This window comes from Stenotrophomonas sp. Steno-Z4 (assembly GCF_056393145.1).
In genome coordinates, this window is the sequence record NZ_JBWJPC010000004.1 from 354,743 (window position 1) to 366,512 (window position 11,770).

Below are 11,770 nucleotides of genomic sequence, written 5' to 3' on the forward strand. Positions count from 1 at the left end.
GGAAGAACCGCGATTTTAGCCTGCACCCCACGCCCCTACCAATCGCCGTGGCTCCCGGCCATCATGGGCTGGCATGACCGTCATGCGCCTCCGCTGCCCTCATGGCCCGCGAAAACTTCAACGATCTGCAGGTCTTCGTGACCGTGGCGCGCGAGCGCAGCTTTACCCGCGCTGCGGCGCAACTGGGTGTTTCGCAATCCGCGCTGAGCCATACCGTGCGCGCACTGGAGGAACGGCTCGGGGTGCGGCTGTTGACCCGCACCACCCGCAATGTGTCGATGACCGAGGCTGGCGAGCGTCTTTACGTGAGCGTGGCACCGCGGCTGGAGGAAATCGAAGCGGAAATCGCGGCGGTGGCGGAGTACCGTGACCACCCGGCTGGCACCATCCGCATCACCGCGTCCGAACACGTGGCCAACACGGTGGTGTGGCCCCGCCTGGCCGACGTACTGCCGCGCTACCCTGATTTGAAGGTGGAACTGACCATCGACTACGGGCTGGCCGATATCGTCGAACAGCGCTACGACATCGGCATCCGGCTCGGTGAACGGGTCGCGCAGGGCATGATCGCCGTGCCGGTCACCGGCCCGCAGCGGATGGCGATCGTCGGCAGTCCGGCGTACTTCAGGACCCACGCCGCACCGCAGCGGCCGGGCGACCTGGCCGCGCATGACTGCATCGGTCTGCGCCTGCCCACCCATGGCGGTTTGATGGTGTGGGACCTGCGCAAGGACGAGCAGAACGTCAACGTGCGCGTACAGGGCCAGTGGACCTTCAACAGCAGCATCGCCATGCACCGCGCCGCACTGGCCGGCGCCGGGCTGGCCTACCTGCTGGAAGACATGGTGCTGGAGGACATCGCGGCCGGGCGCCTGCAACGGGTGATGCAGGACTGGTGCGATGTGTTCGACGGCTTCCATGCCTACTATCCCAGCCGCCGGCAGTCCTCCAGTGCGCTGCGGGTGGTGATCGACGCGCTGCGCGTGTAACGCCACGCCGTCACGGGCGCAGCAGCACCTTGCCGTTGCGGCCCGGTTCGAGGCTGGCTTTCGCCGCTTCGGCTACCTGGTCCAGCCCGAACACGGCGTCTACAGGCAGGCTCAACCCGCCCGTGGCGGCCAGCTTCAGCAGCTCGCCCACCAGCGCACGTTTCTTTTCCGGGGCCATGTTCTGGCTCACCTTGCTGCCCCAGAAGCCCTTCACCACGGCCTGCTTGAAGATCACATCACCCGAGCCCAGCTGCATCGGCTCGCCGGTCATGGAGCCGAACGACACCAGCGTGCCGCCCTCGCCCAGCAGGCCCAGCAACTCGCCGCTGGCACGCCCGCCGACCGAATCGACCGCCGCTGCCGCACCCTGGCCTACCCGCGCCTGCACCTGCGCCAGCCAGTCCACCTGCGTGGTGGAAATCGTGTTGTCGATGCCCAGCGCCGCCATTTCGGCCACGCCCGCATCGCGCCGCACCAGGTTCACGCAGTGCACGCCACGCGCCTTGGCCAGCATCGCCAACGCCTTGCCGACCGCACCATTGGCCGCGTTCTGCACGATCCACTGGCCGGCGTCCACCTGCAGGAATTCCAGCAGCATCAACGCGCTGAGCGGCATCGCGATCAGCTGCGCGGCCGTTTCATCGTTGATGCTGTCCGGCATCGGAATCACCATCCGCGCCGGCGCAATGAACTGTTCGGCCCAGGTGCCATGCACCGACGCGGCACTCACCCGCTGCCCCACCTGCAGGCCGGTCACGCCCTCGCCCAGGGCGTCGATCACGCCGGTGCCTTCGCTGCCGCCGATGGCAGGCAGCTCGGGCTTGTAACCGTACTGGCCGCGCACGGTCCACAGGTCATGGTTGTGGATCGGCGCCAGCACGGTGCGGATGCGCACCTCGCCCGCACCGGGTTCAGGCGTGGCGGCCTCACCGCCATGCAGGACGACGGTCGGGTCACCAAACTGTTCATGCAATGCAGCGCGCATGCGAATCTCCTGTATCAACGACGATGGCGGTGTGCGGCGACCACGCCCACGCGCGGTGCGCGCCAGGCCCGGGTGCGCAGCAGCAGGGTCTGCAGCACCAGCAGCGCGGCCACGGCCAGCGCCAGCACCGCAACGGTATCGGCACCCGGCAGGCGCCAGCCGGATTGCTTGATGTACACGCCCACCAGCGCCCAGATCACCGCCGCCGGGTAGGCGAAGTGCCCACGCAGGCGGTAATTCATCACCCACGCGAGCAGCGTGGCCAGCGCCAGCAGCACCACGCTCCACGACAGCATGTCGCCGGTCGGCAGCCACTGGTAGGCCACGATCACCTGGGCGGTGTTGAGGAAGGCGGCCATGGTCAGCCAGCCCGCGTGCAGCGCCAGCGGATAGGCGGCGAAGGCGCGCTGCCCGGCACTGGCGGTGGACGGCGCCGCGCGTACCGCAGCAACCAGCAGGCACACCAGCGCCAGCCAGATGATGGCCAGCGCCGGCAGGAACGCCTGGTTGGAGAACACCGGCATCCACGCCGCCGTCAGCGCGAACCCGGCGGCGGCCCAGCCGCGCGCGCCGGCGTTGTCATCGGGCCGGCGCTGGCGCAGCTGCCACAGCCCGAAGGCCACGTCCCACAGGAAGATCAGGCCCCAGATCGAAAACGCATAGCCGGCCGCGACCAGCAACGTGGGATAGCGGTCGGAGATCGCACCGTTGGTCGGGCCGAACTGACCGGTCTGGGACAACCACGCCACCAGCGGCATGGCCAAGGCGGCCAACAACACGATCCAGCGCATGCATCTACTCCAGCTCAAAGAGCACCGACCATACGCGCATTGCGGTTAAGAAGATGCCATCATCCCAGCGCCGGATGCTCGTGACCGTGCTGCAACGCCTTCAAGGCGCCGGTGCCGCCTACGAAATGGCGCACGATCGGCGCGTGCTCGTTGCGGTGCAGCGCCCTGACCTTTTCCTGCAGGATCCGGTCTTCAGCGGTGACCCGCTCATGCTGGCGCAGGTGCTCGATCCAGGACGGGGTCACGAAATATTCCAGGTGGATGCCCGGCGTGGCCACGTCCTCGGCCACGCCCCAGATCACCGCGCCATCGCGGCGGCGGGTACGGCCGAGCTCACCCAGCAACGCATGGAACGCGGCGCGGTCGGCGTCATCGATGTGGTACTCCACCGTCACCAGCACCGGGCCGCGGTCGTGGGTGACCGGCACCGCCAGCTCGGGCGCGGGCCAATGCCCGGCCGGGCGCAGGTCCAGTTCCTCGCTGCCGGCGATGCGCACCCGCCACACCAGCAACCCGCCGATCACTGCGCCGACCGCTGCGATGGTCAGCGCCAGCGGAATCGAGGTGCGCTGGGCGATGCTGCCCCAGCTCAGCCCACCGGCAGCCATGCCCAGCGAGAACACCATGATGTACAGCGACAGCGCGCGCGCCCGCACCCACGCCGGCACCGCGGTCTGCGCGGCGATCTGCAGCGAGGACAGCACCGTGATCCAGGCAAACCCGTTCACCAGCATCGCCAGCGGCAACAGCGCCATGTGCCGCAGCCAGGCCAGCCCGAACAGGCTCAGCGCGCAGGCCAGCGTGGCCAGCAGCACCAGCAGGTCGCGGTCCAGCCGCGCACGCAGGCTCGGCAGCACCAGCGCGCCGCTGACCGCACCGATGCCGATGCAGCCCAGCAGCAGCCCGTACGTGCCTGCCCCGCCGTGCAGTTCGCTGCGTACCACCAGCGGCAGCAGCGCGGTCACCGCGCTGGCGAAGAAGAAGAATCCGGCCGACTTGATCAATACCGCCTGCAGGCGGCCGGCGCGCAACGCGTAGCGCACGCCGGCGCGCAGCCCGGCGCCGAAGCCCTCCGGCGGCAGGTTGGATGCCGCCGCTTCCTGCTTCCAGTTGAACAGCACCCACAGCATGGCCGCGAAACTCAGTGCGTTCAGGCCGAACGCCCACCCCGCGCCCAGCTGCGCCACGATCAGGCCGCCGATGGCCGGGCCGAGCGAGCGCGCGATGTTGATGCCGATCGAATTCAACGCCACCGCCGAGGCCAGCATCGGCCGCGGCACCAGCTCGGACACGATGGCGGCCTGTGCCGGCATCGCCATGGCTGCGCCACAGCCCATCGCGAAGGTCAGCAGGACCAGCAGCGGGGGCGTGAGCATGCCCAGTGCCGTCAGGGTGGCCAACGTGGCGGCCACCAGCAGCATCCAGCCCTGGGTGAACAGCAGGTAGCGCCGGCGGTCGACGATGTCGGCCAGCGTGCCGGCGACCAGCGCCAGCAGCACCACCGGCACCGTGGTGGCCGACTGCACCAGCGCCACCATCAGCGGCGATCCGGTGCGCTCGGCCATCACCCAGGCGGCGGCAACGTCATTGACCCAGGTGCCGACGTTGCTTCCCAGGATGGCCAGCCACATCGCGCGGAACAGCCGGATCTTCAGCGGCGCCCACGCGCCGGGGGCGGCGCTGTCATGTGTACTTACCATTGCCATGCTCCTACTACCGATGCAAACAGGGTGTCGCGGCCGCCGGCCGCGCGCAGGCCGGGACCGGCCTCGAACCAGGCCAGCTGGCCTTTCCAGGTCCAGTGGTCACTGGCCTCCCAGCTGGTTTCCCACTTGTACTGCTGACCGATGCGACGCGGCGTGCCGGCCGTGCCCGGCACCGCGGCCAGTGGTGCCGGCGTGGTGTAGACCGCGTCGCTGCGGCGATGCTTCCACGCCAGCTGCCAGCCGATGTCGGTGGTCAGGCCCGGGCGCAGGGTCAAGGTCAGCGTCGGCTGCACGTCCATCAGGTTGGCCGGCGCCAGCAGGCTGGCTTCGCTGAAGTACGCCGACTTGGGGTACATCGCATTGAAGGTGTTCAAGCGGCCATCGCCGGGGTCCTGGTCGCCACTGGCGATGTCCAGCTTGACGCCCAGCCGCGGCTGCCAGCGCCGCGCGGGCCAGCGCAGCCCGCTGTCGGTGGCCAGCGTCCAGGCACGGATCGCCAGGTTGCCCTGGGCACGCGACAGGGTGCCGCGCTGCGCGACCAGCTCGATGTTGGCGTCCCAGCGTGGCTGCAGCACGAAGACGCGCGTGCCGAGCGAGGTACGGCGTTCGTCGCCGACCGCGCTGGCGAAGCGTGCGCCATCGCGACCGTAGTCGAGCACGTACAGGTCGATGCCGGTGCCCGGCCGCCCAGGCTGCCAGGTGGCGTAGCTGCCGAGCAGGTACTGGCCACGGTCGCCGCGGTCATCGAAGGCGCCGCTGCGGTTGTCGACCGGGCGCAGCGCCATCACGTCGAGTTTCAGCGCGCCCTGTTGCCACCGCCCGCGCACGCCATCGAACGCCAGCCGGATGTTGGGCCCATCGCGTACCGAGAGCAGGCGCGAGCTGCCATAAGCGGCCTCCTGTCGGCCGAATTGCCACGTGGCATGGTCGCCCTGCCACCGCACGAAGCCCTGCTGCAGATCGAGTGCGCCCTGGTCGGTGCCGCCGGGCCCGCCGGCGCGCCCCTGCTCTGCGTGCACGCCAAGCTGCACCAGCCCATCCCAGCGACCGCGGTGCGCCGCCACCGACCCCAGCGCGCGCAGCAGGCCGTATCCGTCCTCTCTACCCTGTATGCCGAACCGGGTCGGGTCGTAATACATGCCACGCAGGCGCAGCGAGGCATCCACCTGCACCCCACCGCCGCCGTCCAGCGCGATGCAGCGACCGGTATCGCCAGGCGTGCAGGCAGATGCCAGCGACGGCAGTGCCGTCGCCAACGCCAGGCTCAGAACGCGAAGCACGAACACCCCAGCGCGCCCCAGAACGCAGTGGGCGCGTCGGTCGGCACCGGGTGCGCTGCTGCATGGCCGTGGCCGTGGGTGCGGCAGGCGCCGCCGTGGGCGTGCGCATGCGCGACCAGGCCGGTGGCGGCACCGCCCACGTGGTACCCGCCAAAGCGGTTCACCGGCGACCAGTCCGGCATCGCCGGAGGAAGGGTCGGCGCAAGCGGAGCAAATTCGCCATCGCCGTGCACCACCCGCCCGCCGACCACGGTCAGCACGCTGGTGATATCGGCGATGCCGGCATCGTCCACCGCGAAGAAGTCCGACGAGAGCACGCAGAAGTCGGCCAGCTGGCCGACCGCCAGCGTGCCCTTGCGGTCCTCGTCGCCGGAGAACCAGGCACTGCCCTGGGTCCACAGCCGCAGCGCCTCTTCGCGCTCGAGCAGGTTCTCTTCGCCATACAGCGCCAGTCCGCCGACGGTGCGACCGGTGACCAGCCAGGACAGCGCCACCCACGGGTTGTAGCTGGCCACGCGGGTGGCGTCGGTGCCGGCACCGACCGGAACCCCGGCCTGCAGCATGCGCCGTACCGGAGGCGTGTGGCGCGCGGCGTCGGCGCCGTAGCGCTGCACGAACGCCTCGCCCTGGTAGGCCATGCGGTGCTGGATCGCCAGGCCACCGCCGAGCGCGCGGATGCGGTCGATGTTGCGCGGGGTGATGGTTTCGGCATGGTCGATGAACCAGTGCAGGCCATCGAACGGGATCTCGCGGTTGACCTGCTCGTACACATCCAGGATGCGGTCGATGCTCTCGTCATAGGTGGCATGGATGCGGAACGGCCAGCGCTTTTCCACCAGCAGCTTGACCACTTCCTCCAGTTCCGGCTCCATGCCCGGCGGCAGTTCCGGTCGCGGCTCGTTGAACAGTTCGAAGTCGGCCGCGGAGAACACCAGCATCTCGCCCGCACCGTTGTGGCGCAGCAGGTCGTCGCCCTGGCGCGGGGCCAGGATCTCGCTCCAGTGCTGGAAGTCCTGCGCTTCCTTGCCCTTGTTCTGGGTGAACAGGTTGTAGGCGATGCGCACCGTCAGTTCACCGTCGCGGTGCAGCTGCTCGATGACCTGATAATCCTCGGGGTAATTCTGGAAGCCACCGCCGGCATCGATCACCGAGGTGATCCCCAGCCGGTTCAGCTCGCGCATGAAGTGCCGGGTCGAATTGGCCTGGTATTCGATCGGCAGGCGCGGGCCCTTGGCGAGGGTCGCGTAGAGGATCAGTGCGTTGGGCTTGGCCAGCAGCAGCCCGGTGGGATTGCCCAGGCTGTCGCGCACGATCTGCCCGCCCGGCGGGTCCGGCGTGGTCTTGTCGTAGCCGCAGGCGCGCAGCGCGGCGCGGTTGAGCAGCGCGCGGTCGTACAGGTGCAGCAGGAACACCGGCGTATCCGGCGCCAGGCTGTTGAGCTCGGCCAGGGTCGGCAGGCGTTTCTCCACGAACTGCTCGGCGGTGAATCCGCCCACCACCCGCACCCACTGCGGAGCCGGCGTGATGTCGACCTGCGCCTTGAGCATGGCCATGGCGTCGGCCAGCGAGCGCAGCCCGTCCCAGCGCAGTTCCAGGTTGTAGTTGAGGCCACCGCGGATCAGGTGCGTGTGGCTGTCGTTGAGCCCGGGCACCAGGCGGCGGCCGCCCGCGTCGATCACGGTTGCCTCGGCCAGTCCGGCGCGCACCTCGGCTTCGGTGCCGATCGCGGCGATGCGCCCGTCCACCACCGCCAGTGCGTCGGCCTGCGGCAGGCGCGGGTCCAGCGTTGTGATGCGGGCATTGCGGATGAGCAACGTGGTCATGGGTTTCTCTCTTCAATCAAGGATGCAACGCCAGCGCGCCCGGACCGGCCAGGGCAATGGCCGACAGGGCCAGTGTCCAGAACAACGGATACTCGATCCCGCCCCGCATCCAGAACCAGCCCTTGGGCAGGGCCAGCACGGCGGTCATGGCCAGGAACAGCGCGCCCACCGTGGCGGCCGGGCGGGCCTGCCAGCCGATCAGCACGGCCAGGCCGGAAAGCACCTGCACCACGGCCAGCAGCAGTGGCACCGGTGCCGGCGCCGGCAGGTGGTACCCGCGCAGTTCCTCGGCAAAACCGGCCAGCCCGGGACCCCCGAACCAGCCGAACAGCTTGCCCAGCGCGTGCGGCAGCAGGAAACCGCCTGCCGCCAGCCGCAGCACCAGCAGCCCCACATCCAGGCCGGTGGCGCCGCCCATGCTCAGTGGCCGCCTTCCTGTGCGCCGAACATGCTCTTGGCGTACTGGATGCCCAGGCCATAGCCGCCGGCGTGTTCGCGGGCGATGCCGGTGGTGAGGTCGTAGGTGGCGCTGCGGCCCCAGTCGCGCTGCAGTTCCAGCAGGTACTGCACCGAGGTAAGCGGCACCGCGCCGGCCTGGACCATGCGGGTGACCGCACGCTCGTGCGCTTCGTCGCTGACATCGCCGCAGGCATCGGTGATCACATACACCTCGAAGCCCTGGTCGATCGCCGACAGCGCCGGCCCGACGATGCAGACGCTGGTCCACAGACCGGCGATGACCACGCGCTGCTTGCCGATGCGATTTATCTCATCGATCACCGCCTGGTCTTCCCAGCAGTTCATCGAGGTGCGGTCGAACACCTTCTGGCCGGGGAAGACAGGCGCGATCTCCGGGAACATCGGGCCGGAGAATGACTTTTCGGCCACGGTGGTCAGCACCACCGGCACCTTGAAGCCGGCGGCACCCTTGGCGATCAGCGCTACATTGTTGCGCAGCGCGGCGACATCGATGGTGCGCGTGGCGAATGCCATCTGCGACTGGAAGTCGATCAGCACCAGGGCGTGGTCGGCGGGCGACAGCAGCGAGGCGCCGGGAACGGCGGTGGCGGTGGTCATGGGACATCCTTGGTGGGCGGGTAAGGCCATGGTGGCGGCGGCGGCCCGGTTGCCCTACCCCCCTTGGGTGGTGAATGCAGCTACTCTTTTGGGGGAGGCGCTCACCCGAAAGAGGGGGCGTGGCCGGCCCCGCGCCTGCGACAATCCTTCCCTGGCGCTGGCGGCGCACCCTGGAGATCCCGCATGACCCCTTCCTCCCCGTCGATCGGCATCCTGGTGGTCGACGACCATCCCCTGCTGCGCGATGGCCTGGCTGCCCTGCTGGACATGCAGCCGGACATGCGCCTGCTCGGGGAAGCCGCCGATGGCGAGGAGGCCGTGGCCCAGTACCTCGCCCTGCACCCGGACGTGGTGCTGATGGACCTGCAGCTGCCGGGCGTGGATGGCGTGGAAGCGATCACCCGCATCCGCCACCATGACCCGCGCGCGCGCATCATCGTGCTCACCACCTACCGTGGCGACGTGCGGGCGGTGCGCGCGCTGCAGGCCGGGGCCAGCGGCTACCTGCTCAAGGACATGCTGCGCCACGAACTGGTGGACACCATCCGCACCGTGCACAGCGGCCGCCGCGCCGGCATTCCGGCCACCCTGGCCGCCAGCATCGCCGCGCACGTAGTGGAGGACAGCCTGTCCCCCCGCGAAACCGAAGTGCTGGGCCACGTCGCCAGCGGTCGCTCGAACAAGGGCATCGGCGAACAGATGCGCATCTCCGAACAGACGGTGAAGGCGCACATGAAGAACATCATGGAAAAGCTCGGGGCCCGCGACCGGACCCACGCGGTCACCCTGGCCCTCAAGCGCGGCATCATCAGCCTGGACGACGCCACCCACGACCGCTAGGGCCGGCAACCGCGGCCTCAGCGCATGCGGACCAGCAGGGCGGCGCCTGCCGACACGGTTGCCAGCGTCGCCACGCCCGGCCACCCAAAGTGCGCCAGCACCACCGCGCCCAGCGCACCACCGGCCGCCATGCCCAGGAATACCCCGGTGAACAACAGCGCATTGAGCCGGCTGCGCGCTTCCGGCGCCAGCCCATAGACCAGCGTCTGGTGCGAGACCAACGCGGCCTGGAAGCCAAAGTCGAACACCACCGCACTGATGGCCAGCAACGGCACGATCGCCACCCGCGGCAACCACGCATCCAGCAGCAGCATCGCAAAGCCCAGCAGCGCAATCCCGATGGCGATGCGCGCCACCGCGTGGCTGCCCAGCCGGTCGGCCCAGCGCCCGGCCAGCGGCGCCGCCAGCGCACCCGCAGCACCGGCAATGCCGAAGGCACCGGCCACCGCACTGCCCAGCTGGTAGCGGTCGTGCAGCATGACCGCCAACGTCGACCAGAACGCACTGAAGCCCACCGCCAGCAGCCCCTGCGCGAACACCGCACGGCGCAGCTGCGGCTGTCCACGCCACAGGTGGGCCAGCGAACGCAGCAACGCCGGATACCGCAACGACGTGGTCGGTGCCAGGTGCGGCAGCTCGCGCGCCAGTACCAGCGCCATCACCACCACCGAGCCGGCGGCAATACCGAACATCGCCCGCCAGCCCAGTGCCTCGGCGACCAGCCCGCTGGCCACGCGCGACAGCAGGATGCCCAGCAGCAGGCCGGTCATCACCTTGCCCACCACCGCGCCGCGTTCGGCTTCCGGCGCCAGCATCGCCGCCGAGGGCACCACGTCCTGGGCCACGGTGGCCATCAACCCGATCAGCAGGCTGGCCAGCAGCAGCGTCGGCAGGCTGCCCGACAGCGCCGCGCCGGCCAGCGCGGCGGCCAGCACCAGCGACTTGAGCAGGATCAGCTGCCGGCGGTCGACGCGGTCGCCCAGCGGCGCCAGCAGCAGGATGCCCAGCGCGTAGCCCAGCTGGGTCAGGGTCGGGACCATGCCCGTGGACTGCGCGTCGCTGCCCAGCCCGCTGGCGATGACGCCCAGCATCGGCTGGCTGTAGTAGATCGAGGCCACCGAAAACCCGGCCCCGGCCGCCATCGCGACGATCAGCCGCGACGGCACCGCAGGCCGGGGGACGGCGACCGCCGGAATATGCACGCTGGACATGAACCACTCCACGCCTGAAGAAAGTGGCGCCAGCATCCTCCTTGAACGAGAAGGCGTGTAGTAGGCTTCGGTACATATCCATCATACGAAGGTTGTATGAGCACTCCCTCCGCGGCACCGGGTGCGGACCGTATCGACCTGCTGGCCACCTTTGTCCGCATCGTCGAAAGCGGCAGCCTGTCCGCCGCCGCCGTACAGCTCGGCACCACCCAGCCCACCGTCAGCCGCCGCCTGCAGACCCTGGAACGGCTGTTCGGCCTGCACCTGATCAAGCGTTCCACCCACCAGATGACGCTGACCGAAGACGGCGAACGCTGCTATGCGCACGCCCGGGCCCTGGTGGACGACTGGGACGCGATCCAGGCCGACCTGCGTGGTGACGTGGACTTGCCACGCGGGCGCCTGCGGGTGGTGGTGCCACATGCCTTCGGCCAGGCCCAACTGCTGGAACCGATGCTGCAGTTCATGGCCCGCCATCCCCAGGTCACGCTGGAGTGGATGCTGGAAGACCAGCCGGTGGACTTCATTGCCGACGGGATCGACTGCGCCATCCGGGTGGGACGCGTGGAGGAACCACAACTGGTGGCGGTTCCGCTGGCCGAAGTACCGCGCATCGTCATCGCCGCGCCCTCGCTGCTGGAGGCGGCCGACCCACGCGACCCCACCCTGCTGCCCGGCCTGCCGTGGATCGCCCTGACCACCTTCTATCGCGACCGTTTCACCCTGCTGCCGGCCGATGACGGTCCAGCGCTGCGGGTCGACATCCAGCCGCGCCTGCTCACCGACAACCTGTTCGTGGCGCGCCGCGCGGCGGTGTCCGGACTGGGCGCGGCGGTGGTGTCGGCGTGGCTGGTGGGCGATGACCTGCGCGACGGCCGGCTGGTGCAGCTGGTGCCCGGCTGGGAGGCGCCGCCATTGCCGGTGCATCTGGTGTACCCGGCCGCGCGCCAGATCCCCTCGCGACTGCGCGCCTTCATCGATGCCATGAAGGCCAGCCTGCCGCACACCCATGGCATGCGTTCGTTGCCGATGCCCTCACCTTGATAACATAGCCTCTGCTATATTCGC

11 protein-coding genes are annotated in these 11,770 nt (G+C 69.5%); 3 read left to right on the forward strand and 8 right to left on the reverse strand.

What is annotated here, in order from left to right:
* The first annotated feature begins 101 nt into the window (after positions 1-101).
* Complete coding sequence (locus tag AC06E7_RS12350) at positions 102-989, forward strand: LysR family transcriptional regulator (protein WP_478064916.1); 888 nt, start codon at positions 102-104, stop codon at positions 987-989.
* Positions 990-999: 10 nt separating this feature from the next.
* On the opposite strand, the gene AC06E7_RS12355 is transcribed toward AC06E7_RS12350, so the two are convergent.
* Genes AC06E7_RS12355 through AC06E7_RS12385 form a run of 7 tightly spaced genes read right to left on the reverse strand, consistent with a single transcriptional unit; the run spans position 1,000 to position 8,651 of the window.
* Positions 1,000-1,974, reverse strand: a complete 975-nt coding sequence (locus tag AC06E7_RS12355; RefSeq protein WP_478064917.1) for a zinc-binding dehydrogenase — start codon at positions 1,972-1,974, stop codon at positions 1,000-1,002.
* 14 nt (positions 1,975-1,988) lie between these two features.
* The gene (locus AC06E7_RS12360) at positions 1,989-2,765 is read right to left on the reverse strand and encodes a hypothetical protein (protein ID WP_478064918.1); all 777 of its coding nucleotides are present in this window, start codon (positions 2,763-2,765) and stop codon (positions 1,989-1,991) included.
* Between the two features lie 59 nt (positions 2,766-2,824).
* Positions 2,825-4,465: an MFS transporter gene (locus tag AC06E7_RS12365; RefSeq protein ID WP_478064919.1), complete on the reverse strand. Its 1,641-nt coding sequence runs from the start codon at positions 4,463-4,465 to the stop codon at positions 2,825-2,827.
* Positions 4,459-5,751 carry an alginate export family protein gene (locus AC06E7_RS12370; protein ID WP_478064920.1) on the reverse strand — a complete coding sequence of 431 codons (1,293 nt, stop codon included), beginning with the start codon at positions 5,749-5,751 and terminating at the stop codon, positions 4,459-4,461. The genes AC06E7_RS12365 and AC06E7_RS12370 overlap by 7 nt, the downstream gene beginning before the upstream one ends.
* Positions 5,736-7,574, reverse strand: a complete 1,839-nt coding sequence (locus AC06E7_RS12375) for an amidohydrolase (protein WP_478064921.1) — start codon at positions 7,572-7,574, stop codon at positions 5,736-5,738. The genes AC06E7_RS12370 and AC06E7_RS12375 overlap by 16 nt, the downstream gene beginning before the upstream one ends.
* 16 nt (positions 7,575-7,590) lie before the next feature.
* Complete coding sequence (locus tag AC06E7_RS12380) at positions 7,591-7,992, reverse strand: DoxX family protein (RefSeq protein ID WP_478064922.1); 402 nt, start codon at positions 7,990-7,992, stop codon at positions 7,591-7,593.
* A 2-nt stretch (positions 7,993-7,994) separates the two neighbouring features.
* Positions 7,995-8,651 carry a hydrolase gene (locus tag AC06E7_RS12385; protein ID WP_478064923.1) on the reverse strand — a complete coding sequence of 219 codons (657 nt, stop codon included), beginning with the start codon at positions 8,649-8,651 and terminating at the stop codon, positions 7,995-7,997.
* Positions 8,652-8,834: 183 nt separating this feature from the next.
* Here AC06E7_RS12385 and AC06E7_RS12390 point away from each other — a divergent pair, with 183 nt between their 5' ends.
* Positions 8,835-9,491, forward strand: coding sequence for a response regulator (locus AC06E7_RS12390; protein ID WP_068852421.1), 657 nt, complete (start codon positions 8,835-8,837; stop codon positions 9,489-9,491).
* Positions 9,492-9,508: 17 nt separating this feature from the next.
* Here the strand turns inward: AC06E7_RS12390 and AC06E7_RS12395 are convergent, their stop codons facing one another.
* On the reverse strand, positions 9,509-10,633 hold the full coding sequence (locus tag AC06E7_RS12395) for an MFS transporter (RefSeq protein ID WP_093535878.1): 1,125 nt from the start codon (positions 10,631-10,633) through the stop codon (positions 9,509-9,511).
* A 165-nt stretch (positions 10,634-10,798) separates the two neighbouring features.
* Here AC06E7_RS12395 and AC06E7_RS12400 point away from each other — a divergent pair, with 165 nt between their 5' ends.
* Entirely contained in the window at positions 10,799-11,746 is a 948-nt protein-coding gene (locus tag AC06E7_RS12400) for a LysR family transcriptional regulator (protein ID WP_478064924.1), read from the forward strand.
* Positions 11,747-11,770 lie beyond the last annotated feature (24 nt).